General features: G+C 62.5%; 16 protein-coding genes. 7 read left to right on the top strand and 9 right to left on the bottom strand.

The annotated features are described in order from the left end of the window. Positions 1-219 precede the first annotated feature (219 nt). The 6 genes from ACR9Y2_RS04760 to ACR9Y2_RS04735 are packed head-to-tail and all read left to right on the top strand — an operon-like array spanning position 220 to position 6697. Complete coding sequence (locus tag ACR9Y2_RS04760) at positions 220-726, top strand: hypothetical protein (protein ID WP_435039912.1); 507 nt, start codon at positions 220-222, stop codon at positions 724-726. 2 nt (positions 727-728) lie between these two features. Continuing rightward, complete coding sequence (locus tag ACR9Y2_RS04755; protein WP_435039911.1) at positions 729-1817, top strand: hypothetical protein; 1089 nt, start codon at positions 729-731, stop codon at positions 1815-1817. Positions 1818-1866: 49 nt separating this feature from the next. Continuing rightward, positions 1867-3234, top strand: coding sequence for an aminopeptidase P N-terminal domain-containing protein (locus ACR9Y2_RS04750; RefSeq protein WP_435039910.1), 1368 nt, complete (start codon positions 1867-1869; stop codon positions 3232-3234). Continuing rightward, on the top strand, positions 3231-5312 hold the full coding sequence (locus tag ACR9Y2_RS04745) for a M1 family metallopeptidase (protein WP_435039909.1): 2082 nt from the start codon (positions 3231-3233) through the stop codon (positions 5310-5312). Before ACR9Y2_RS04750 ends, ACR9Y2_RS04745 begins: the two co-directional genes overlap by 4 nt. 40 nt (positions 5313-5352) lie before the next feature. Next, the gene (locus ACR9Y2_RS04740) at positions 5353-6456 is read left to right on the top strand and encodes a cis-3-hydroxy-L-proline dehydratase (protein ID WP_435039908.1); all 1104 of its coding nucleotides are present in this window, start codon (positions 5353-5355) and stop codon (positions 6454-6456) included. After that, positions 6443-6697 (top strand): hypothetical protein, encoded by a 255-nt coding sequence (locus tag ACR9Y2_RS04735; RefSeq protein ID WP_435039907.1) that lies wholly within the window; start codon positions 6443-6445, stop codon positions 6695-6697. The genes ACR9Y2_RS04740 and ACR9Y2_RS04735 overlap by 14 nt, the downstream gene beginning before the upstream one ends. Before the next feature lie 45 nt (positions 6698-6742). Here the strand turns inward: ACR9Y2_RS04735 and ACR9Y2_RS04730 are convergent, their stop codons facing one another. The 9 genes from ACR9Y2_RS04730 to ACR9Y2_RS04690 form a co-directional block, all read right to left on the bottom strand. Next, the gene (locus ACR9Y2_RS04730; RefSeq protein ID WP_435039906.1) at positions 6743-7693 is read right to left on the bottom strand and encodes a thioredoxin family protein; all 951 of its coding nucleotides are present in this window, start codon (positions 7691-7693) and stop codon (positions 6743-6745) included. Positions 7694-7821: 128 nt separating this feature from the next. Beyond that, positions 7822-8550, bottom strand: a complete 729-nt coding sequence (locus ACR9Y2_RS04725; protein WP_435039905.1) for an SDR family NAD(P)-dependent oxidoreductase — start codon at positions 8548-8550, stop codon at positions 7822-7824. Between the two features lie 235 nt (positions 8551-8785). Further along, a complete protein-coding gene (locus tag ACR9Y2_RS04720; protein WP_435039904.1) occupies positions 8786-10099 on the bottom strand; it encodes a Gfo/Idh/MocA family protein in 1314 nt (437 codons plus the stop codon). A 47-nt stretch (positions 10100-10146) separates the two neighbouring features. Next, positions 10147-11382, bottom strand: coding sequence for an ROK family transcriptional regulator (locus tag ACR9Y2_RS04715; protein ID WP_435039903.1), 1236 nt, complete (start codon positions 11380-11382; stop codon positions 10147-10149). A 151-nt stretch (positions 11383-11533) separates the two neighbouring features. After that, positions 11534-15058 carry a TonB-dependent receptor gene (locus ACR9Y2_RS04710; RefSeq protein WP_435039902.1) on the bottom strand — a complete coding sequence of 1175 codons (3525 nt, stop codon included), beginning with the start codon at positions 15056-15058 and terminating at the stop codon, positions 11534-11536. A gap of 33 nt (positions 15059-15091) precedes the next feature. Continuing rightward, on the bottom strand, positions 15092-17140 hold the full coding sequence (locus tag ACR9Y2_RS04705) for an alpha/beta hydrolase (protein WP_435039901.1): 2049 nt from the start codon (positions 17138-17140) through the stop codon (positions 15092-15094). A 188-nt stretch (positions 17141-17328) separates the two neighbouring features. Next, the gene (locus ACR9Y2_RS04700; RefSeq protein ID WP_435039900.1) at positions 17329-20607 is read right to left on the bottom strand and encodes a DUF5107 domain-containing protein; all 3279 of its coding nucleotides are present in this window, start codon (positions 20605-20607) and stop codon (positions 17329-17331) included. Further along, positions 20604-21167: a hypothetical protein gene (locus ACR9Y2_RS04695; RefSeq protein WP_435039899.1), complete on the bottom strand. Its 564-nt coding sequence runs from the start codon at positions 21165-21167 to the stop codon at positions 20604-20606. The genes ACR9Y2_RS04700 and ACR9Y2_RS04695 overlap by 4 nt, the downstream gene beginning before the upstream one ends. Next, a complete protein-coding gene (locus ACR9Y2_RS04690; RefSeq protein ID WP_435039898.1) occupies positions 21164-22948 on the bottom strand; it encodes a hypothetical protein in 1785 nt (594 codons plus the stop codon). The genes ACR9Y2_RS04695 and ACR9Y2_RS04690 overlap by 4 nt, the downstream gene beginning before the upstream one ends. A gap of 54 nt (positions 22949-23002) precedes the next feature. Between ACR9Y2_RS04690 and ACR9Y2_RS04685 the strand changes: the two genes are divergently transcribed. Next, positions 23003-25345: a glycoside hydrolase family 20 zincin-like fold domain-containing protein gene (locus ACR9Y2_RS04685; protein ID WP_435039897.1), complete on the top strand. Its 2343-nt coding sequence runs from the start codon at positions 23003-23005 to the stop codon at positions 25343-25345. The last annotated feature ends 8 nt before the right edge of the window (positions 25346-25353 follow it).

The following is a 25353-nucleotide window of genomic DNA, read 5'->3' as shown; positions in this document are numbered from 1 at the left end:
TGTGTTTACCGAAGCAACTGCACCACAAACTCGTCTGAAAGTACTCCGCCCTCAGCACGGGAGCTCCACGTCATAGTTCTCCCCCTGCACATGGGGCGAACAAAAAGCGGTCACAGCACTTCAGAATTCCATGATCCCCTTTATTACCAAAGAGTTGATGTCCTCCTCATAGGCCGGGATTTGGTCGCCCCTCTCTAGAATTGTTCTGGAGGCTAATTGATGAGGAACGACGTTGTGACGAACGACGCGAGGGCCGCTGCCGCCCTCGCTCGCGGCATCCAGGAGACGGATGCCCATTTGGATCTTGAATCGGCTGCGACGGCCGGGGTGTCGTCCTACGAGGACACTGCCCGCTTCCTCGAGCTGTGCCAGGATATCTCCGAAGGGTTCCACCCCCGCTCCCTTCATGAGCAGATCGTCGCCGCCTCCGTCGCGTCCAGCCTCTGGAGCCTCAAGCGCTACGCCCGCTTCGAAAGCGGCCTGTTCAACGCCCATCTGCTCGAGGAATGGGACCAAATCAAACCCGGCACGCCGGAAGCCGCCCCGGCCCGGCGCCTCCTGCAGGCCTTCCGGTCGTTCACTGACCAGGAGCGGGCCGCGTTCCGCAGCCTGCTCGACCTCCAGCACCGGCTCCACCACTCCTCTCGCGCCAACGCGGATCGCCTCACTCAGGCCAACCGTAGCCGGGACGCCGCCGCGGCATCATCCGCCAGGAAGGGCCGATAACTGTGTCGACCCCTGCCACGCCTTCCGCCCGCCGCCTGGCTGCCAACCGGGCCAACGCGCGGAAATCAACCGGACCCCGCAGCGAAGCCGGCAAACGCGCCTCCTCCCAGAACGCCCGCAAAACGCCGCCTTGCCCGTTCACGCTCCAGTTGCCTGCGAAGTTCGAGGCCGAATGGTTCCACGACGCCCTCCGCCGCACCGCGGCCTGCTCCGATGGGCGGGCCCGCCTGCTGCTCCTCCACCGTTGCATGCTCCAGGCCCACGAGATCCGCTGGTCCGCCCTGGAACGTTCCCTCTTCGATGTCGCCTTCGACGAGTCCAAAGGCTGCGTCGAAGATGCTTCGCTGTGGCTCGCGCAGCAGGTCGCCGCCGCCAAAGGCCTGGTCACCTACCGTCGCTGGATCGCCCACCGCATCAACCAGGTGGAGCGCTCCCTGGCCGCGCTGGCCACGCAGTCCGCCGGCGTCGAAGCGGAAGCGCCGAAGACCATGGCCGCCGGAGCGGGCGGGGGCTCGGCGCTTTGCGGGATGACGCCCTCCGATCCCGGTCCCGAAAGCACGCTTCCCATCTCCTTGAGCGACAGCGGTTGGAGCTTCGCTGGACTCTCCGGGCTCTTCACGCAACGTGCCGGCGTACCCCAGCCGCCGCAACCGCCGCGGCCACCCAAACCACCAACCATCAGTCCCATCCGAGGTCGCTACCGCCTCTATCTCCGCTGCCCCGCGGCGCCGGAACTCCCGAACGAAGCCAACGCCCCGACCCCACCCACCGCGACTGGTGCCTACAAACGAGGCCAATTCCACAGCTCATCAACGCTCGGGTCACTGGACGCCCATCCGCACCTTTCGCTGAGGCCAAGCGGCCACCCGAAGCCTCAACCCGCCGCGGTCCCCCTTCGCAATTCCGCGGAACGAAGCCAAACCGACACCCGCATTGAAAGCGATGCAGGCGATGGCCCCGCATCGGTTTCACCAGTGCGGAGTCCTGGCGGGACGGGGCAACCGCGGCAGAACGAACCCAATCGGGAAGCAAACCCTGCCCTGTCTGCCTGCCGCTCCCGTGCCCCACCCGAAGATGCGGTGGAACACTAGCAATTCAGCATTGCTCCCATGCGGGCCGGCGGACGTGGTAGAAATTCTCATGGCCCGTGCATTGCTGTTCTTCCTCATGCCGCTGCTTGGCGCTGCTGACTTCGGTCCGTCTGACTTCCAGGCGCGCCGTGCACAAGTCTTCGAGCGGATAGGGAATCGGGCCGTGGCCGTGGTCCAAAGCGCGGCGCTGCCGGAGGGATTTGGAGTCTTCCGGCAGGCAAACGACTTCTACTACCTGACGGGCCTGGAAGTGCCGCACTCCTACCTGCTGCTGGATGGAAGAACGCGCAGGGCTACGGCGTTTCTGCCGCACCGCAACGTGGCGCGCGACAACAATCAAGGCAAGACGCTCGCGCCGGAGGATGCCGATGAGGTGAAGAAGGTCTCCGGCGTCGACGGCGTCTTCGGGGTCGAGGCGCTGGCGGCGCAACTGGCTTCGATGCAGATCCGGCTTCCAGCGCCGATGGTCTATGTGCCGGCGAGCCCCCTGCAGGGGGTAATGGGGAGTCGCGACGAACTGTTGAAAGCGAGCGCCGAAGTTGCTTCCGATCCCTGGGACGGCCGGCCTTCGAGGTCGGCGCAATTCCTTTCGCTGCTGAAGACGCGCTTCCCGTCGTTCGAGTACCGCGACTTGTCACCCATCCTGGATGAACTCCGGCTGGTGAAAAGCGCGCGCGAGATCGAGCTCATCCGGCAAGCGTCGAAGATCGCGGCGCTGGGCTTGATGGATGCGATGCGCATCACCAGCGAGGGTGTTTTCGAGTACGAACTGGATGCCGCGGCCCGCCGCGTCTTTCTTGCCAATGGAGCAAAGTACGAAGGCTACCCGTCCATCACCGCGGGCGGCACCAACGCCTTCATGGGCCACTACATGAGCAACTCGGCCAGGCTCAAGGATGGCGACCTCGTGCTAATGGACTACGCGCCGGACTATCGCTACTACACCAGCGACGTGACACGCATGTGGCCGGTGAATGGCAAGTACACCAAGGACCAGCGTGCCTTGTGCGAGTTCATCCTTGCTTACCGCAACGCGCTGTTGAAACGGATTCGCCCCGGCATCACCGCGGACGAGGTGATGGACGGCGCCAGGGAGGAGATGGCGCCCCTGGTGAAAGCACTGGCCGTCTCCAAGGAGATCTATCGCGAAGGCGCGCGCGGGATGCTGGCCTTCCGTGGCCACCTCTCTCATTCCGTAGGCATGACGGTTCATGACGTCGGGGACTACCGGAAGGCGCCGCTGGCGGTGGGGCAGGTGTTCTCCATCGACCCCATGATGTGGATCCCGGAAGAACGCCTGTATGTCCGCATGGAGGACGTCGTCACCGTGACCGCCACTGGTGTCGAGAACTTTACAGACTTCATGCCGGCCAGGCCCGACGATATCGAGAAGCTCATCAAAGAGAGAACAAAGTGATCCGGCTCTGCCTGCTCCTGGCTGCCTCCGTGGTCCTGGTCGGCCAGCCCAGGCAGTTTGAACGAGGGCGGGACTATGACGTGCAGCACTATCGGATTGAGCTCCGGCTGGATGAGAAGACACACTCGTTCCAGGGCCGGACGACCATCACGCTGCAGCCCCTGAAGGACGCGTTCACGCGCTGTGAACTGGATGCCGAGTCGTTCACTGTTGTCGGCGTGGATGACGACCAGGGCCCGCTCCACTTCGAGCAGCAACCGGGCAAGCTCGCCGTGTCGCTACGGCGGCCCCATTCTTATCGTGAGACGCTATCGTTCACCGTGGCCTACGAGGCGCAGCACGTGAATGTGGACCCGGAGAAGTACGGCATGCAGAAAGGCTACGACCTGGGGCTCAGTTTCAAGGACGCGACGCCGGAGCATCCGGCGGTGATCAACACCCTCTCGTTTCCGGAGGGCGCCCGCCACTGGTTTCCGTCGAACGACCAGCCCAACGATAAGGCCACGGCGGAGATCATCGCCACGGTCCGGGACGATTTCCAGGTGATCTCCAACGGCCGCCTGGTGGGGACGACGCGAAGCGGGCGCACGCGGACGTTTCACTGGTCGCAGGAGAAGCCGCACTCAACCTACCTCTTCGTTCTGGTGGCCGGACCCTACGTGCGGGTGGCGGATAGCGGTGGCCCGCTGCCCGTCAACTACTGGGTCTATCCAAATGACGAGCAGGCCGCCACACGCTCTTTCGGCCACACCCGGGAAATCATTCAGTTCTTCGAACGTGAGTATGGAGTACCCTTCCCGTGGGCGAAGTACGATCAGGTCACCATCCCGGGCATCGGCGGCGGCGCCGAGAGCACCTCGGCCACGGTCGTTGCGGACGGGACGATTCACAACGAAAAGGCCGACAAGGACTACCCCAGCCACTGGCTGGTGGCTCACGAGGCAGCGCATCAATGGTGGGGCGACCTGGTCACCATGCGCGGCTGGAGCGAAACCTGGATCAACGAGAGCTTCGCCACCTACGGCGAGTATCTCTATTCGAAACACTCTCTGGGTGAGGACGAAGGAGCACTGAACCTGGCCCTGAAGAGAAAGCGGTATCTGGAGGAGGCCCATGCCAAGTACCAGCGGCCGATCGTCTCCCACCAGTGGGCCATGCCCAATCAGAATTTCGACCGGCATACATATGAGAAGGGAGCGGCCGTCCTGCATATGCTGCGCTGGACCATGGGCGACAGGGATTTCCAGCGCGCCATCACCCACTTCCTGAAGCAGCACTCGTTCCAGCCAGTGGATACGCACGACCTGCTCATCGCGATCAGGGAGTCGACCGGGCAAGTGCTCGATTCGTTCTTCGAACAATGGCTGTATCAGGCCGGCCACCCGGTGTTCGAAGTGCGCTGGGACTGGCTGGAGGCGGAGCAGGCCGTGCAGTTAACCGTTGTCCAGAAACAGACTCCGCTCTTCGAGACGCCTGTCGATATCGGCATCACCACGGATTCCGGTAAGAGGGTGGAGAGGGTACTCATCGCTAAGCGGGAGCGGCAAGTGTTCCGCATCGCCAGTGGCTCGAAACCCCGTCTGGTTCGATTCGATGAAGGCAATCACCTGCTGATGGAGCTGGAGTTTCCCAAGGAGCGGGATGAACTTGAGTTTCAGCTCGTGCACGACGATGCGATGGGACGCATGTGGGCTGCCGCGCAACTAAAGGGCAGGGGCGCCGAGGGGGCTCTTCAGCGCTCCGCGGTCCAGGACCCATTCTGGGCGGTGCGGCGAGAGGCAGTGCAGGCGTTGGTCGCCGATGCGGCGTTCTTTACGGATCGCGCCACCGACCCTCGACCAGAGGTCCGGGCCGCCGCGATCCGCAAGCTGGCTGCCTTCCACGATTGCGCTTACCTGGCCGGGCGATTTCGCGCCGAGGACAGCTATGCCGTCCAGGCAGAGGCTCTGCGGGCGATCGGCGGATGCGGTGACCGGACGCAGATTCCCTTGCTGCGAGAGGCGGCGGCGATGCCGTCACCGGCCCACGTGCTGAAGCGGGCGGCGGAAAGCGCGCTGGCGGCCCTGGAAGGCAGATGATGGGCTGGGGCGAATGAAAGGGAAGGAGCATAATAGCTGAATGCGGATCACGAAAATCAAGGTGTACCAGGTGGCGCTGCCGTTGCACGAGGGGAGCTACAAATGGTCCGGTGGGAACTCGGTGGAGGTGTTCGACTCCAGCGTCGTAGAGATCCAGACCGACGAGGGGATTAGCGGCTTCGGGGAGATCTGTCCACTCGGGCCCGCCTATCTGCCCGCCTATGCGGCCGGAGCGCGAACCGGCATCGCGGAGCTCGCGCCGCACCTGATTGGCAGCGATCCCACGCAACTCGCGGTGATCAACCAGACGATGGATCGGGCCATGCGAGGTCATCCATACGTGAAGTCGGCGCTCGACATGGCGTGCTGGGACATCCTTGGAAAAGTGAGCGGGCAGCCTGTCGCCGTCCTTCTGGGCGGGTGTTTCGGCGATGACTTTGCCCTTTACCGCGCCATCTCGCAGGACGCGCCGGAGGCGATGGCGAAGATGGTCCAGGTCTACCGCGAGCAGGGTTATACGAAGTTCCAGTTGAAGGTGGGCGGGAATCCCGATACCGATATCAAGCGCATCCAGGCCGCGGCCGCGGGACTGCAGCCCGGAGATGTCCTGGTGGCTGATGCCAACACCGGTTGGACGCAGCATCAGGCGGTGCGCATTGCCGATGCGGTTCGCCACGAGGACGTGTACATCGAGCAACCCTGCTTTCACTACGAGGAGTGCCTGGCGGTCCGCCAGCACACCAACCGGCCCATGGTGCTGGACGAAGTGATCGACGACGTGCTCCAGGTGCTGCGCGGCTATCACGACCGCGCGATGGATGTCATCAACCTCAAGATCTCCAAGGTGGGCGGAATCACCAAAGCCCGGCAGATCCGCGATCTCTGTATCTCGCTGGGTATTGCCATGACGATCGAAGACACCTGGGGCGGAGACATCATCACGTCGGCCATCGCACACCTGGCGCACAGCACTCCACCGGAACTGCTGTTTTCGTCGACCGATTTCAATAGCTATGTCACCGTCAGCATCGCCGAAGGCGCTCCGCAGCGGAACCACGGCCGTCTTGCGGCATCGAAGGCGCCGGGACTGGGGATCGCGCCGCGCTTTGAGGTCCTGGGACCGGCGGTGTTTGAAACCGCTTAGCGCGGGAACCACGCCCTACCAGAAGCGGGCGGCAACGACGTTGGGCGGACCGGAACTGCCGTGGATGACATCCGTCGAACGCGCAGTACGCCAATGCGGCGGGGCGGCCCGGGCATGGCGCCGGCTGCTGCGGATGGCGCGGCTCGACCTGCCATTGGTCCACCGCCCGATGGCACGGATCCGTCGTTTGGTGCGGGTTTGGGACCAGGACGCGGCGGGCCTGCGTCTCCCCTGGTTCTGAAGCGGGCAGAGCGATGAGACTGGGCGTGACTGCCGCGCCTTGCCCTCAGCCGAAGGTGAAGGAAAAGGCCTCCGCGCCAGGGCCGGAGAACTCAATCTCGAAGAGCCGGTCGGCGATCGGTTGAGGCTGCCGGATGAGCTGATACATCCGCTGTTGATTCAGAACTCCGCGGCCCTGCTCATCGACATCTGATCCGTGCGCTGTGTCGGGAGGCCGTCCATCGAGGAGGATTTGAAATCGCACCTCGCTGCCTCTCGCCGCCGGCCCCATCACAAGGTGAAGATCGCGGGCGTGAAAGCGGTAGGCGATCCGTCCACCCGCCTTGTTCAGGGTGGCCGCCTGTCTCCTGATACTCCACCCGCCGGAGAGGGCCCACTGATTGAGCTGGAGTTTCCGCGGCGCGCTATAGTCGCGGCGCTTGTCGAACACCACATCTTCTTTAGAGGAGAAATTGGCCGCACGCTCGTACCCGAGATAGGTTTCCGGGGAACGCAGGTTGCTCCAATCGGCGGGCGCCTCCCTGCCGCCGGCCTCGATCGCCGCAGGTTCACGGTCGATGGCGCCTGTGCCTGCCTCGGCCAGCAACTGCTGGATGGCCGCCTCTGAGCGATCGTAACCGCCCTCGCCAAACTGGTGATAGCGGATGCGGCCCTGCGCGTCGGCCAGGTACAACGCCGGCCAGTACTCATTCCTGAAAGCACGCCAGATCGCACGGTCGCTATCCATCGCCACCGGGTATTCGACCTTCAAGTCGTTCACGGCCAGGGTGACGTTCGCCGGGTCCTTCTCAAACTCGAACTCAGGCGTGTGCACTCCAACGACTACCAGCCCCTGCTCCCTGTACTTCTTCGACCAGGCGCGAATATAAGGATTCGTACGCATCCAGTTGATACAGGTGTACGTCCAGAAGTCGATCAGGACGACCTTGCCGCGAAGGCCGGCGGCTGTCAGTGGCGGCGAATTGAGCCAACCCGTGGCGCCAGCCAGTGAAGCCATCCTGCCCTCTACGTGCAACCGCACCTGTGAGGGTCCCCCGAGTCCGGATTGCCAACCGGTCAATGTCATGGCTGTTGCCCCCAGGAATCGGCGGCGATTGAAGTTGCCATTTAGCGACATGCGATCGCCTACCACTTACCGCGGTGCGCGCCGCCGTCCACATGCAGTACTTCGCCTGTGACCTGACGGGCCTCAGTCAGATAGACAACGGCACCAGCTATATCTTCAACGGTGGATATTGTGCCCATGGGCGAGAGCGTCTTCAGGAAGTCCTTCGGATTGTCAGCGTGTAGAGGCGTATCGACAACGCCTGGCGCCACGGCATTGAACCGGATGTGTTCCTTTGCATATTCCATCGCCAGATTCTTCAGCGCCGCCTCCACCCCGCCTTTGGTAATCATTGGCAGGGAGGCCGGTATACCGGCGATGGGATTCTGGCTCAAGGATGCAGTGACGGCCACGACACTGCCGCCGGATTTCTGAACCTGCATCTGTTTCACCGCGAGCTGTGTGATGTAAATGAAACCTTCGAGATTGATGGAGACGAGCGATCGAAAATCTTCCTGCGTGTACTCGGTAAACGGCTTCACAAAGAAGATGCCGGCGTTCGCAACGACAGCATCGATGGAGCCGAACCGCTGGATGGCCACATCCGCCACATTGTGTGCGGTGGCAGCCTGGCCGATGTCGCCGTCGACCAGCGCCAGGGAGTTGGACGCGGCCAACTCCTTCGATTTTGTAGCATTGCGCGAAGTGCCTACCACGTTATATCCACGCGCAAGGAATGCCTGAACTACACCGGCTCCGATGCCCTGCGAGGCGCCCGTTACGATGACTGTCTTCTGCTTACCCGCCATAGTTCACCTCTCTTTCGCTGCCGCTAATCAATATGACGGCAACACTGATTTTGAGCTTCTGTCCTAATTCCGATTAAGCCAGAGGCGTGCTCACAAATCTATTCCACGAAGGTGTTACTTTTTTTTCACCGGTAGATACAAAGAGAAGGGGAATGGCAGTGCGCACGTGCAACCATCGCACGGATCTGCACGTGGAAAGGCTCGCTATTTTAGGATGTTGGCCGGCCGGGCCCTGTCAGGCTTCCAGTTTCCAGGGCTGCCGGTACTCGCGGTGAAGCAGCGGACGCGCCGACTGCTGCTCGACCGTGTGGTGTTCTTCATCCCAGTCCAAACGCATGCCGGCGCGCAGCGAGAGGTTCCCGAGAATGGATGTGATGGAAGAGCGGACGCAGGTCTCGATGTCACTGTTCGGGCGTTGCCTGGTCCTCACGCATTCGAGAAAGTTTGCCCAGTGCAGCGGGTGCGGATCGGACACGCGCTTCATCTCGAATGGCGCAAGGTCAGAGCCTTTCTCGGGCGTCACGCGCAGCACCGTCCGATCGACATAAACCGTGCCGCGGGTGCCATGGAAAGTCACGCCCATCAGGCGGTTGCCAGTGAGTTCGGTGTTGTTCGAGCGATGCTCCCAGGAGCCCAGGAAGCCAGGGTATTCGAAGGTCGCCTGCATGGTGTCCGGCGTTTCCGTATCGTCCTGGAACCAATACTTACCGCCCAGGGCCACGACGCCGCGCGGCATCGGGTCGCCAAACGCCATCTGGATGATGTCGAGCATGTGGATGCCGGAATCAGTGAGTTGGCCGCCGGCGTAGTCCCAGAAGAAGCGGAAGTAGGAATACGCATTCGGGTAGACGCCGAAGCGATTGGGATTGAAGCGGCGTGCCGGCGCCGGACCGAGCCAGAGGTCCCAATCCAAGCCGGCTGGCGGCTCTTTCTCGGCCGGATTGCCGATGCCCGCGGAGGGCTGATTGCTATAGATCCACGACCGCGCGGCGGTGACCTTACCCAACTCGCCGCTGCGGACAATCTCGCAGGCCTTCTGAAAGTGAGCGCCCGAACGCTGCCACGTGCCCGCCTGGACTACCCGCTTATACTTCCGGGCTGCCTCCACCATCACCGCCCCTTCGCCGGCGGCGACGCAGGCCGGTTTCTCGACATACACGTCCTTGCCCGCCTTGCATGCTTCGACGCAAATGTAGGGGTGCCAATGGTCAGGCGTTGCGATGCAGACGGCGTCAATGGACCGGTCGGCCAGGATCTCCCGGAAGTCCCGCACCTCCCTGGGCTGGTGTCCCGCTCTTCTGGCCAGTGCGGCGGCGCGTTCGAGGTTGGGCTGATAGACATCACAAACGGCGCTGACGGCGACACCCTGTTGCTTCATCGCGGCGCCCAGGTTCTCTGAGCCCATCACTCCGGTGCCGATGAATGCGAGCGAGATCCGGTCGTTTGCGGCGAAGAGCGGAGCAGCCAGCGCGGCGGCGCTGATGGACGCAGCGGAGCGCAGTAAAGTGCGCCGGGGCAACTGGCTGTCTTGTGTGACTTGATTTGGCATGGTGGAGTCCTATGTGGTGGCAGGACGAACGCAGGCAACGAGTTTTGTCAGCGTTCAGCCAGGACGGGAATGCCCGAGTCCAGGGGTTGCTGCCCGCCATTTTCAAACAGCCGGGCGATGTGTTCGTAGGCTTGCCTTCGCGCCGCGACGATCGTGCCCAGCAGTACAGCCTCGTCGCCGATGGTCGAGATTTCGATCCGTGTCTCCCAGGGCACGAGACGTTCGACGATGGCCCTCAATTCCTGCTCGAGCGCACCCAGCAAGGTGCTCTGCAATACGACCATGGCGGGGTCGTTGACCACGATCAGGTTGGCGATCGCGATGCCAAGGTGGTTGGAGAGGTAGTCGAAGAGAACGCGCTCCGGTCCGGTCTTATGGCGCGCGGTCAGGAGGAATTCCAGGGCCGTCTGCGCAGAACTGCCCGCCTCCTGGGCGGCGGCCAATATGCGGTCCGCGCCCACAATCGACTCCAGATACCCGCGGACGCTCCAATCGGTGTCGGTGTTCGCGTGGTCGAGCAACATGTGTGCGACCTCGCCTGCAGCCCAGTGGCTGCCCAGCATCAACTGGCCGCGGCAGATCACCGCCGCGCCGAGGCCGGTTTCCAATTTCACCAGGACGACGTCCTGTTCGCCGCGGGCGGCCCCAAATTGCACCTCGCCCAGGGCTGCCATCCTGACGTCATTGTCGACGATGACCGTGGTGCCGAAGGCCGATTCCAACTCTTCGCGAATCGCTACGTTCTGCCAGTTGAAGACGTTTCCGGCCTGCAGGACGATGCCGCGCACCACGTCGACACGTCCGGGCGCGGCCACGCTGATCACACGCTGGTCGGCCGAGCAGGGATTGCCCGCCATCAACTGTTCGAGCCCATATTTTGCCAGCGAGAGGACGTTGGCTGCCTGGCGATCGCTGCCGATGGCTATGGCCAGGCGGGCGAGAATGTTGCCTTCCAGGTCGGCTGCGGCCAGACGCACATGCCATGCGCCAATTTCGACCGCAAACAACCGGCCCGCGTTTGCGTTGAAGGTGAGCATGGTCGGCTTCTTGCCGCCTTTTGCTCCGGATTCCCCCCTGCCCAATTCGACGACCCAGCCGCGCTGCATCAACGTCTCAACTTGACTGGACACCGTCGGCTTACTCAAGTTACTCAACTTCGCCAGACTGGCGCGGGAAACGGGCCCGTGCTCCCTGATCAGATTCAGCAGTCCGATGCCGTTAATGCTGCGCATCAGCGGCGCGCTCAGGTTTTGAGAGATGAGATGTTCGTGCGGAAGACGCATTTAGCTATTGCCTCTGGTCCTTTTCGGCAGGGTCCGGAAGTAAACCCCGAAGCAGGACCGGAACCGGCCGCCACATGGCACACACCCAGGGCTGCGGGCGGCCCACGGTTTGCACCGCAGGCCACCCCTAGATTCAAGCACGAGCCGGGGATCAGAATTCCAACTTAAGCTGGAACTGCGCGAGCCGGGCACTTCCGATGCCGCTGGTAACGACACCGGAGGTGAGATTCGGCAAGTTGAAGTTCTTGTGATTGAGCAGGTTGAACACCTGGCCCTCGAGGCGGAGCTTGAACTGCTCTGTGATCTGGGTGACTTTGTAGAACGAGGCGTCAATGTTGTTGAAGCCCGGCCCCGTCATATAGTTGCGAGGCACATTGTTCAGGAAGTCGCTATCGAGTGACGTGCGCCGGATCCAACTCTGACCATTGCACACCTCGCCGATATCGGCTCTGCAGACGCTGGGGTCGAACCACTTGGCGCCCTGGCGCTGGTCGGCTGGCAGGATGGCGTTCTTGCCAGGAGCCAGATAGGTGTTGGATCCGCGAGCGCTGTAATAAGGAGAGAAGAACAGGCCGCTACGCCAGTAGTAGAACGCGCTGACGTTCCAGCCTCCCACCAGGCGGCTGACAAACCCGTTCGAGTGGCCCAGGAACGGCTTGCCATGGCCAAAGGGCAGCTCGTAGTTCGCGTTGAAGCTGATGTTGTGGGTGGGCAGGCCGCCGTCACGACCGTAAATGAGCCGCAGCCGCTGGTCTGACGAAGCATTGTTGGTGAGGGCCGCGGGCAACATCTCCAGTGCGCTGAAGCTGCTGTTCGCCCCCTCGGAGGTCGTTAATGTCTTCTGGAAGGTGTAGAACCCCTGCAGGACAAACCCATTCGAGAAGTTGCGTTTGACCTCGGTCTGCAACTGGTGAGAGTTGGAGTAGCCGTTGGTGCGAATCAGGTCCATCGTGCTGGTGCTGGAAGTGTTGTAGTCGGGATAGGCGCGGCGTTGGGCCACGCTCGCACCGGGCGCCAGGGCGCGCGGCACGAGGGCGTTGATGGGGTCGAATTGCACCAGGTTGCCGCCGTGGGTGCCGACGTAGGAAGCGCGAGAGCCGAAGCGGCCCGGCAGTTCCCGTTCAATCGTGAAGTTCCACTCGTGCGCCAACTGGGTTTTGAAGTTGCTATCCCAGGGAGAAATGTTCCAACCGCCGCACTGGCAGACGGAGAGGGCGCTGGGTTTCAGGAAGTCCTGCCCCAGGGTCCGGGAGCCGAGGGCCTGGTTGGCATAGTTGCTGGGCCCGACCGGCCAGGTGAGTTCGGGCGGGACGATACCGTAGCCGCCGGGGAAGTTATTGTCGACGACGCTCTGGGCGCCATAGGAGAACGGCGCGTTTTTGCGTGTCTGCTGGTGATACTGGACGAGCGGCATCACCCAGTAGTACAGGCCGTAGGCTCCGCGCAATACGGTTTTGGGAGTCAGTTGATAGGCCGCTCCGATGCGCGGCGCCAGATTGTTCTTCTGCATCTTCCACAGGCTGGACGGCAGGCCGGCGGAACTCGATGACTGGAACTTCATGCCCGCTGCCTGATAGGCGGCCACCACATTGGCCGGGAAACCCTGGCTGGTGATGTCAGAACCACCTGCAAAGACAACCGTGGGACTGCCGGCGGCGCTCAGGTTGAGCGTGGTTGCCTGGTTCCGCTTGTCCTGGAACGGCGACCAAATCTCGTAGCGCAGACCGAAGTTGATGGTCAGCTTGCGGCTTACTTTCCAATTGTCCTGTCCGTAAAAGGCGAGATCGTTCTGTCTCGTGTAGAACCTGGGGTAGGTGTTCAGACCGGCATAGTCCGTGTAGCCCATCAACATGTCAGCCAGACCTGCGCCGGTGTTCGCGAGCGGAGCCGCGCCGTCGATCCCGCTGCCTACGGTGGCGGGATCCATCATCGCGGTAAAGCCGCCTGAGAAGGAGTAGTCGCCGCCGGGCTGGCCGGTCTCGAAGGTGTTGACGATGTTGCGCTGGAAGATGAAGCCGAACTTCATCTCGTGCTTGCCGCGGTTCCAGGAGAAGTTGTCGGCCACGGTGAACGTCAGGCCGGGCGCATCCTGGGGATTGTCGCGGTCGATGCCGTCGAAGTAGTTCGTCAGCCAGGAGGAGCTATAGTCGACGAAGTAGATGCCGGGCCAGGCGATGGTGCCTGGATAGGTGGGCAGTCCCAACGTGTCCGTGACCGCAGGAGTAATCGGCACAGGGCCCCTATAGGCGTGGAAGCGCTGCAGCCCGCCGCGGATCTCGTTCACCATGGCTGGATTGATCAACTGCGTGTACGCCAGGCTCGCATTGTGTCCGCCGTAGGAGCGGACGTTCGGGTTCAGGAAGTAGCGGGGCGCCACCTGACTTTGGTCAGTATAGGTATAGCGCCCGGAAAGCCGGTTGTTCCCTAGCAGTTGGTCGACCTTGGCAGTCAGCATCGCGCGGTCGTCCTTCAGTTTCCCGTTGGGATCCTGCCAGTTGGGGCCGTCGTACCATTTTGTGCTCATGTTCGGATCCGGCAGGTAGCTGGCGATCTTCTGCCCGATGGGGTTCATGGCACTGGCCGGAAGTTTGTTCCCCACGTAGGGGGTGCGGGTGTAGCTGCCGGTGGCTGAGTTCTTCGCCGTGGAAAGCGGATCGTAGATCGTGATGGGCACGCCGGTGCCGTCCTTGAACGTCGAGAAGTCGCCGGCTTTCCAGGGCGCCTCCGGCACCGTGTAGAAATTCTGGCTGGCGGCCGACCGCTGGTGGATCTGCTCGTAGTCGAAGAAGAAGAAGGTCTTGTTGCGGCCGTTATACAGCTTCGGCAGCAGGACGGGTCCACCCAGGTTGAAGCCGTACTCGTTGCGTGTGAGGAAGCTCACCGTCTGCTGATGGAAACTGTTGGCGGCAAAGTGGTTGTTCTGATTCAGTTCGAAGACCTGTCCGTGGAAGGAGTTCGAACCGGACTTGGTCACGACCTCCACCACCCCCGGGCGGCTGTATTCGGCGTTGGTGTTCGCGGTGTTGACCCGAATCTCCTGAATCGTCGGCAGGGACTGCGGCAGCCGCTGGAGTTCATTCGTGTAGCGCTCAGAGGCGGTGGCGCCATCCACCAGGAAGTCGATGGAGCCGCCCGGGATTCCATTGACGCGGGTGAAGCCCTGGCCCTGGCCGGCAAAACTGTTGGCCACGACTCCGGGCGTGAAGTTGAGGATGCCGAGGAAGCTCCTGGTCTGCAACGGCAGAGTCTCGATGCGGGAAGCTTCCTTGACGTCGGCGAGGGAGGAGGTTTCCGGGTTGATTACCGGTGTGACGTCGGCTACCTCCACCGTGGTCTGCACCGTCGCCGTCTGCATCATCACATCGACAACGGCCTCCTGCGCGACGCGCAAGGTCAATTGGCCGTTCCATTCGGCGAAGCCGACCGCGCTGACCTTGACGGCATAGTTGCCTGGCGGTAAAGCATTGAAGACATAGGCGCCCACCGCAGAAACTTGCCCTTTGCGGCGTTCGCCCGTGGCCGCATTGCTCACTTCCACATCGGCCTTGGGCAGGACGCCGCCCTGGGCGTCTACCACCGTTCCTTTGATTGTGGCGTTAAACGACTGAGCATTGGACAGGTTCAGGAATGCCATGCAGAGCAGGACAGCAAAGCTTCTGAGCATTTTCTCTCGCATTCGGGACTACTCCTTTAAATCGATAAGCTAGGTCTATTTCGTTGCCCAGCTCCACCCAAACAGGTGATGTTTGTGGAACTGGAATGCCTGATAAAGCGGTTCTGCGCCGAACCGTACGTCCGGGGTAAAGCCGAAACTCCAACTCTCGCAGTCGAGGATCAACGGGATCCTGTCTTCGACTGGGGTATTGCGGGACAGTCGGATGAGACTGGTCCGGTTCTGTGCACCGGTCCATTCGCGCTGTTTATCTTCCTGGATGTCGTTGTCTTCGGTGAGCCAGGGCGAATCGGAATAGACCTTCGCCCGGCACCAGTTGTTCTTGTCGAAGGGGTCGAGGCCTTGCGGGAGCCGCACCCAAACCGTCGCCGTTTCACCCGGTTCGAGGCGGCCATTGCCATTGCCGGCGCCTTCCGTCACGGTGCGCTGGATGCTGGCCCCTCCACCCTGATTGCCCGCCTGATGGAAGACAGGGAAGGTGCGCGTCACACCATCGAGAACCACGACTTCTGTAGGAGGAGGCAGCGGATCCGGCGGCACCATGACGTCGAATGTCTCGACCGCCTTACCACCTTCGAAAGTGACCGTCAGCTCCAGCCGGGTGCGGGCAAAGTCGCCGGCCCCGGCCGTGAATTGCACCAGCAGATCGCCGCTGAGATCCGCCACTTCGCCAGCCGCCAGTGTTGGCCTAACGGCCGCGCCCTTCAGGATCTTGACAGTCGGATAGCTGGAAGTGAGTTCCGCCCGCAGTTTCGATAGCGCGGTGGTCCTGGGATTCAGGAGGCGAATGGGAAGTTGGACGGGCGCGCCCGGCGGCGGCCGGAAGGGACCGCGCTCAGTTAAGGGCAGGAGCGAAGGCGCCTGTGGGTCCGTGCCCGGTCCGGTGAGCGAGATTTCGTGGATCCCACAGTCCAGTTTGAGAAGCAGCCGGCCAGCGGGGTCAGCGATCGCCTCCGTTCTGGAGATCTTGCGGCCCGCTGACCCGTAATCAGCTACCTGATAGGGGGCTCCGGGGCGGTACTTGGGCGCAGTGAGGACGGTGAGCGACGAACAAACCGATGGGGGTCCGTCGGGCGCCCAACGCCGTGTTCTCAGGCCGAACCCGCCTGGCGATACGTGCTCCAGCAGGGTGAAGCCAGGTCCATCGATGTCGGACGAAACGGAGTAGCCGTATACGCCAAACTGGCGCTGGGCGCTGGTGTAGTCCCACTGCTTCGGAGCGGTCTCCAAGGCGGGGTTCTGGAAAGCGCGCACGTGAAATTCGAAGGTTTCCGCGATGGAGGTGGCCCAGTGACGGTGATACTCGTCCTGCCGGAACTCGAAGTCCACTCGAGGGTTGGCCGCATAGGCGGCACGCGTCTCCTCGTGATACTGGCTGATGTAGTCGCCGCTTGCCCGAACCAGTCGAACCATCGATTGGGCATGGCTGGAGGTGTGATCCTTCGGCCGCCACAGGGAACGCCGGCCGGTTTCGCCCACCCAGAATTCCGGACCGGGATTGAAGGCGGAGGCGCTGCCGATGAGATCCGGGTACCGGGCGCTGAGGTAGAGACTGGCAAAGCCGCCCATGCTCAGGCCCGCCGTGGCGTGATAGCGCCTGCCGGGCAGGGTGCGGAGGGACGCATCGATGTGGCGCAGAAGTTCGAGGAAGTATTCGCCGTAGTCGTACTGGCCGCCGTCGCGTTTGACAGCGTAGGGCGCTCCGCCGTAGAACCCGGTGTAGTCGCCGGCTATGTAGCCGTCAGCCGCCACGACGATGACCTCGTGGGCGGCGGTGAAGGCGGCGATCTTCGGGACAGTATCCTTGCCGTCGTCGTACTTTTCCAGGGTGTAGCGGTCGCTATGCCCGTGGAAGTAGAAGATGACAGGGTAGCGCCTGGTGGAAGTCTCGTAACCTTGGGGCAGGAACAGGCGGTAGTGTCGTTTCTCGCCAAAGACCTTGGAGTCGTGGGTCAGGTCCTGATAAGGCTGTGCTGTGGCGCCAGTCGCGGCGCTCATCAGGAGCAGCGGCAGGGCACAGCACCAGTGGCCACCGGAAACTGTCCGGCCTTCGGCCATGCCAAGTGTATGGAAACAACGAGCCAAACCCGACTCTCCCACCTTTGATGACAAGGCAAGGCCAGGTAACCTATTCGTCGAGACCGCTACTCGGCGGCTGCGGATAGTAAGTTAACTTTCCGAACCTAGACAAAGTTACGATAAGCCTGCCGTTGTGTCAACCCTGTTAATCACAGTTTTCACACGTCACCTGAATTGGAACCGGAAGACGCCGCTTAGCGCGGATCCCCCGGCTTCAACGGATCGGGCGCCTCTCCCCGGAGCTCGATGCGTGCAGCCAGGAAGTCCGGCCGGGCTTCGACTGTTTTTTGAAGCAGCGCCAGCGCCTCAGCCGGCTTGCCTTCCCGTTTGCTGACCAGGGCCAGGAGGTAGCGCGCTTCGGCGCTACGGTCCCGCGCCTTGTCGTTCACTTCGGATTGTCCAAAGTTGACGAAACGGTTCTGAAGCGCTGTGGCCTCCTCGCGGCGGCCGAGACGGTCCATTGCCAGGACGATGAAGTAGTTCTCACTGCTCCAGCTATCCCTGTCGCCAGACAGCCGCTCGTAGCCTTCACTGGCCCGTTCAAAGGCGGACTTGGCCTCGGCTTTCCGCCCTAAGGCCTCGTAGGCTCGGCCCAGGTAGTACAACTGGCGGGGCGAGCTTTGCGAGGCGAAGTCATCGATGCCCAGGCTGGCTGGGGGCCGCCGGGCATCCTCGAACAACCGTACTGCTTCAGCGGCGTTGCCCTGGTTCAGGGCGGCCGAGCCCTGGGCAAACCGCATCAGCCGGAACTTGTCGCGCAGGCCATAACTGCGGTGGCGCGGGCTGAAGCGGTGTTGCGCGATCAGGCGTTCGGCGTCCGGATACAGCCCTTTCATCAGAAACGAGGTGAGTACGCCTTCGGCCAGGTCGTCATCTCCGGGCCGGGCAGCCAGGGCTTTCCGCAGCAGGGTGAGTTGATCGTCGAACCGCCCGGCGCGCGCGTAGAGATTGCTGAGGTCGTTCAGCGTGCGGATATGCGCGGGATTGAGTTCGACGGCCTGTTGGAGTTCAGCGGCGGCGCGATCTGCATCTCCATTTTCGGCGAGGGCGAGCCCCAGGGCGCGCCTGGTGGAGAAATCGCGGGGCCGGCTCTCCACAGAGGCCCGCCAATGCTGGATGGCTTCCGCGGGCTGGCCGAGATGGTAGAGCAGACAAGCGAGCAGAAAGTGAGCCTGACCGTCGTTGGGAGCCTGGGCCACCGCTTCTTCCAGCGGAGCCAGGCTCTCTCTTCTTGAGGGGAAGCGGTCGATCCTGGCGCTGGCCGCAGCACCCTTTCGCAGGGAAACGCCGGCGCCCGCAACATCACCAGCGCGCCGCTGGCAAAAGGCCAGCGTGTAGTAAAACTCGCTGGGAGTCCCGTATGGATCCCCATTGTTCTCTTCCACCAGGCGCAGCAATCGCACCGCATCGGTCCACCGCAGCAGGTCAGTGAAGAACTGCGCCACAGTCATGGCTTCCTGGCTCTGGCGGCCCAGTAGGGCCAGGAGCTCTGTTTTTGCCTGGGGATCGCCGATCAGCAGGAACCGTGCGGCGGGCGCCAGCCGGCTGGAGGGCTGCAACTTCGCGGCCGCGAGTAACTCGCCGCTCGCCTGGGTTCGTTTCCCCATATCGTTCAAAGCCAGGGCAAGCGCGATCCGCGCGGAGAGATCGCCTGCGTTCGCACCGAGGGCGGCTTCCAGATGACGGACCGCTGCCCCCAGCTCTTTTCGTCTCAGCGCAAGCCTTCCCAATTGGTATTCCCGTGCGCCGAAATAGCCGCTATCGGTCCCGATGAAGTAGAGCGCCCTTTCGGCCTCCGGCTCCTGGCCCAGCGCCAATCTGGAGAGAGCCAGGTAGTAGTGGCTTTCGGACGCGTACGGATCCCGATCGACAGATTTTTCCAGGTGTTCCACGGCTGTTTCGAAGCGGGCATGCTGATAGGCCTGGATCCCCAGTTGGCGGTGCGCCCGTGAATCGCCCGGATCCCGATCGAGCGCCTGCTGAAACAGGGCTGCGGCGCCGGCGTCATCCAACTCCTTGAGGCGGTATTCGCCGGCCAGGACCAGTTCTTCCACGCTCATCTGGGCTGAGGTTTTACGCGGACGTTCCAACGGTAGGGTGAAGGGCGTGTACTCCTTGCGCCCGGGCGGACTATCGGGCCGGCGGTACTCAAACACCGCGCGTCCACCGGCCTCTTCCACCGTGACTATCACGCCCCTGGCGTCACCTGGCAAAGGAATGTCCGCGCGGTAGACCCGTGCGGGATCCAGGTCGGCCTTCGCACTGAACAACGCCCCGGCCTGGCTGCGCACGGTGATTTTGGCGCCGCTCAGCTTGCGTGTGGCGGCCAGGGTGAGCGATGCCTTCGCGCCGGCCGGTTGAGGAATCTCCAGATTGAGCGCGATGTCGGAGCTGAGGCTGGTGAGTCCCTTCGTCCCTGCCACCGGCACCCACCATTCGCTCCAACTCTCGGTTTTGTGAGGCTGCACCCATTCGTAGTGGCCGTCCCAAACGTAGCGTCCACTTTGGAGTTCGACATATGGTCCGGCGTGGTCGGTATACCCCGCCTCATGGCTGGAGCCGCTGTCCCCGTAGCCGAAGGTCCACAATTTCATGCCTTGCACGACGCGCCGGTCGGCGTAGCGGAAGATGCCATAGTCCAAGTCGAACTGATAGGCGCCCTGGTAGTTGTCGTAGCTATCGATTCCGAACACGCCGAGCATGTGGGTGTTGTTGCGATCCCAACTGTAGTCGAGGCCGTTATACAGCGGCCAATCCGCGATATCGGCCGTGGTGTGGCCGACGGTGCGGCTCATGGGATAGAGGAAGCGAGTCTTGGGCGTGGCCCGGATCGCAGTATTGATCCAGAGCATCTGCGGCATCCGCGAGGAGCGCCCGTTGTAACAGCGAATTCCAAGCTCCAGGGCGGCGACGCCGGGATGCAGGGTCGCCGAGAGTTGCACCTCCATCCCATAGATGGGATCCGTCTCGCCCAGGGCCAGTGTCACACTGCCATCGGCATTCCGGACCACCAGGTGAGACCAGTAGGGCTCAGAATGCAGTGTGAGCATGTGGAGATCGTGGGGTCCGGTGAGTTCCAGGCCCGACTGCGGCCAACTGTTTCGAGGATTGTAAGAGGCCGGCTTGATGACATCGTTGCGGTAGAGCACTTCCCGTCCGCGCAGTTTGTCGTAGAGCGAAAACAGCCGCCCGCCGAATTCCGGGATGTACGTCAGCTTTAAGTATTCGTTCTCGACGTAGAGCGCCTGGTAGCGCTTCGGCTGCGGGCCGCCTTCCTTGAAAGGCATCAGGTAGGTGGGGAAGGGATACAAACCAGTGACGGTGGAGGTAGGGAAGAGGGCCGGTTCCACTTCCCGCCCCGAGTGTTCGTAAGTGGGGATCACCAGCGAACCTTCCTCGACCCGGACGGAGGGAGGAGCCTGGGCCGAAGCGAGGGCGCTAGTCAGGATCAACGCGCAGAACAGTCCTCTCACTTCACGTTCTCCTGTGGATCCACCTTCTGCTGGGCGACGACTTCGATGATTCCGACTACGTCATCCAGGCTGTTCCGCACGGGGGCCAGGACGGAGACTTTGCCACCCGGACCAGTCACCGTTACGCGCTCACCGCTGTCGAGCACGCGCTTCATCTGCGGCGGCATGGGTTGATGCAGGTCGCCCCACTTCCAGAACGAACTCATTTCGTGAACATTCCGAATCATGACCTGCACCCGTGTCCTGCCCGCATCGAGCGGCAGCCACAGGTTGACATCGCAAGCCGTCGGGCAGAGCCGTCCCAGGCGCATCAGCGTCTTTTTGGTGCGAGTAAAGGCCTCGTGATCGACGTCGTAGTTGTCACTTGCCAGGTAGGGGTCCCGGGGATCCGTCTTCATCATGAAGCCGCGGGAACGATCGGTCTGGATGCGCAGGCAGAGATCGCCGTCGACCATCACCGTGGCTGTGCGCGCAACGCTGTCGAGTGCCTGGGCAAGATCCTGGGCTTGCGCCGTTGCGAGGGTCCATATCATGCATACCGCCGGCAGTTTCCAGTTCATCGTTGTCCCCCTTTGACGAGTTCCAGAACGTACTCGCGAACCCTCTGCCAGGCGCCCGAGTCCAACCCGGCGTCGAACTTGGGACTTCGCTCGGGCCCCACATCCGCGTTGGTTCGATCCAGCGGATCCTTGTCCGCATAGGCTGGACGCGGTGAGCGCCAGTCTTTCATTTCCGTGCCATTGAACCGCCTGGCCGCCTCGGTGCGAAGCTGGTCGATTGGCTTCGTTTTGGCGAACTCGTTCAGCAGGGTCACGTCCTGCACGGCATTGCGCTGAATTTTCAGCCGGATGGAGGGAATCGGTTCATTGATCCCAAACCGGTCGCCCGGGTAGATCAACGTTTCGCCGCCGCCCTCGAAATGGAACCACGGATCCGGTCCCGGCGCGGTCGCCAGCCAGTGAACAAACCCATCGGTGCCCCAGATCCACGGCCACAGGACTTCCCGGGTGACATGTGAGGAGGGCTTTGTCACTTCCGGGGTTCCGCCGTATGTCCACACGATGTCGCCCCTGTCCTTCAGCCGCTTGGGAGCATCCGGCAGGTAGGACATATCACTGTGGGAGCAGATCCACATGTTGATGATGCCCGCGAACTCCTCGATCTCCCGCTCGAGCATCCAACTCACGTCCGCGCGGAACACGAACTTGACCGGTGAATCGCGCTTCACCGCGAGCTTCAGCAGGCGGTCGTACTCCCGCAGATAAGGGAAGTCGTTGAGAAACCGGGCCTCGTCGCCATCCCAGGCGAAGGCTTTGTAGCGCTTCTTGTGATTGAAGAACATCTCGAAGCGGGTGTTCGTCCAACCCTTCTCGCGGAAATGCTGCTCCATGGCGGAGACGACGTTGACGAACTCCTGCTGATAGCCGGGTTCGCCCCACCACAGGTAGGAGGCTGGCCATTCCGGATTGATAGGAAGGTAAACTAACTTAGTCGGCCTAGGCCCAAGATGCGTATTGGCGAAAGCAGTTCCGTCGAGCAGCGGCCCATAGTGGCGGTCGAACAGCGTCCAGTCCGCGATGCGTTTGTTGCGGCCGGTGCCGGCCAGTTCGGGCGCGAACTCGGGTCCCACCTTGCCTCCATGTCCGTAGCCCAACTGATGGAACGTGCCCCGGTGGTCATAGAAGATGCGGTGGTAGGCGTGAATCAGCCCAAAGAACCGGTCGCTGAGGTAGAACTCTCCGCCCCCCTGGCGGGCGAGAGTGGGATAGTCGCCAGCCAGCCAGGAGGTTCCGTAAGTGTTGTGATCCATGGTCACGGCATCTTCGGCCGGCACCGTAGCCGCCAGCACGCGCACCTTCAGGTCCGCCGAGGACTTACGACCGTTTACCTCAAGGGTGGCTCTTGTCTCGTAGGTGCCCGGGACCGCGTTGGCGGGAATCCAGATATCCAGCCAGTAGCCCTGCCCGGTCTGGGCGGCGATCCGGTTGTCGGGCGTGGGGAGTTTCGATTGAACGGCCAGGGCAACGGGCGCCAAGGCGTCCGGGAAGTACTCCTTCGACTTCGGGAGGTAGTGATACCATTCGCGGAATTGTTCCACCTGCAGGCCGCTGGAAGCCGGGAAGGCGGCCACCTCCAGGCGGTAGTCGCCCTGCTTCGCTATGCTGACAAGCAAATGACAGGAAACAAAAGACGCCCGCGCACCCTCCAGGGTCAGGGCTTTGGCCGGTGTGAAACCAGCCGTCCGGTCCGCTGCGACTACACTGCCGAAGGGGTCCGGACGCATATGCTCGGGCAGCAGCAGCAGTTCCTGAGCGGTACAAGCAATACCAAACAAAAGCAAACATGTACCATACGATAGAATTTGCTTTCGCCAACAGGGTTCAATGCGAAACATATGAGTAGAATACGCTACATCGACCATAGGGCACTCCCGGCCAGGTTCGCTTGGCTCGCTGGGGTGGTGGCTGTCTTCCTGGCCTCCGCCTGTTCGGCGCAATCCCTTTCCGCGTTGGCGGAGCGGGGCTACCATGTACTTCCGCTACCCCAGCAGGTTCAGCTCGAGCCGGCCGATCTGCGGTTCGGCCCCACATTTTCGGTCCAGAACGGCGCTGGTGCTGCCGGGATGGAGGCGTTGGCCAGTCTGCGGGAGCACCTGGCTGAGCGGTTCCACCTGAGCCCGGCTGTGTCCGGCGGCACGGTCATCCGCCTGGAACTCCGCCCCGGCGCCGTGACGGCGGGCCGAACGGAAGATTCCGACCGTGCGGCGATCGCGGAACAGGCCTACTCGCTGGTGATCGGGCCGAGTGGCGTACACCTGCTGGCGAACGCCCCGGCCGGCTTGTTCTATGCAGTGCAGACCCTGGTCCAACTGCTGCAGTGGCGGAATGGTGGGCTGTGGCTGCCCTCGGGCCGGATCACGGACTGGCCGGACCTGCACAGGCGGCACATTTACTGGGACGATGCCCACCATCTGGAGCGGCTGTCCGAATTGAAGAGAGCAGTCCGCCAGGCGGCCTTCTTCAAAATCAACGGCTTCGCGTTGAAGTTGGAGGGACATTTCCAATTCGCCTCCGCGCCGGCTGTGGTGGAGCCCTACGCGATGACCCCGGCCGAATACCAGGAGCTCACCGATTATGCGCTGCGTCACGAGGTTCAGCTGATTCCATTTCTGGACGGCCCGGCTCATCTCGCTTTTCTCCTCAAGCACCCGGAGTACGCCCCCTTCCGATCGTTCCCCGACAGCAACTACGAGCTTTGTGCGGTGAACCCGGGTGCGGTGAAACTGCTGTCCGGCATGTTCCAGGACCTGATCAACGCCAATCGGGGTGGCCGGTATGTCTACCTTTCGACCGATGAACCCTACTACATCGGGTTGGCGGACAGCGCCCATTGCCAGGAAAAGACAGCGGCTGCGAAGGCCGGCAGCGTAGGCCGGCTGCTGGCGGAGTTCATTGGCCGGGTGGCGGATCCGCTTCATGCCCAGGGCCGCACGGTGATTTTCTGGGGCGAATACCCGCTGAAGCCCGAAGATATCGCAGCTTTGCCCAGTCACCTGGTGAACGGCGAAGTGTACGGTCCACGGTATGACCCAGTCTTCCGGCAGCGAGGCATCCGCCAGATGCTGTACACCTCCACGCAGGGCGAAGAGCGCCTTTTCCCGAATTACTTCACTATGCCGAATGCCCGGCTGCTGCACCCCGCTGCGTCGCAGAGTGAGCGTGTGAGCGAAGGATTTCGCGAGATCTCATCGCAGCCGGCCCGCGGCCAGGCCCAGCTCATCGGATCGGTTGTAGCCGGCTGGGCGGATGCAGGGCTCCATCCGGAGACGTTCTGGCTGGGCTACGCCGCCATCTCCGCCGCCGCCTGGCAGCCGGGAACGCCCGCCGTGCAGGAGTCGATGACCGCGTTCTACCGGAACTTCTACGGGGACGGGGCAAGAAACATGAGCCGCGTCTATCAACTGCTGAGCCAGCAGGCCCGGTTCTATTCCGACAGTTGGGAATGGGGTCCTGCGGCGCGCAAACCCCTGTTCGGGGATTCCGATGAGATCTTCCATCCCCGCCAGCCTGTGAAGGACCAGACGCTGGAATTGCCGCCGGTTCCTGCCGCCAATCTCGACCTCGACCTGGGCGACTGGAACAAAGCCAATGCCCGCCGCCTGGAGCTGGCTGCCGGATTCCTTGGCGAGAACGACGAACTGCTGGCGCTGCTGCACGAGAACACGGCCAGCGTGGCGTTCAACCGGTACAACCTCGAAGTGTCGATTTCCGTGGCGAGTCTCTGCCGGCAGAACTTAGAACTGCTGCTCGACCTCGGGCGTATTTCCACACAACTCCAGGGCGCCCGGGACGCGGCCCGGAATCAGAAGCCTCGCGAAGCCGTAGAGGCACTGGATCGCACCTTGCGGCTGGCTCGCGGCATCCAGCAACGGCGCAACCGGACGCTCCGCGATACGGTGTCGACGTGGCAGAAGAGCTGGTTCCCGCGCACTGCCGCGGCGAATGGCAGAACTTACCTGCACGAACTCGATGACGTGAAGGATCATGTGCCCGACCGCACGGTCGATATGAGCTATCTGGTCCAGCGTGAGCTCGCGCTGCCCATGGGCCGGTGGGTGGAGTCCCTGCTGAATGTGCGCAATGCCTACGCCGCGGCCCATGCGCTCCCCGGCGAGCCTGGCGCATTTCAATGGCTCGATTTGAACGTGGAAGCCCCCAAAAACGCGATTCCGGAGTAAACCAGACG

The organism is Paludibaculum fermentans, assembly GCF_051172195.1.
Taxonomy (GTDB): Bacteria; Acidobacteriota; Terriglobia; order Bryobacterales; family Bryobacteraceae; genus Paludibaculum; species Paludibaculum fermentans_A.
This window is presented reverse-complemented; position numbering and strand designations above follow the sequence as displayed.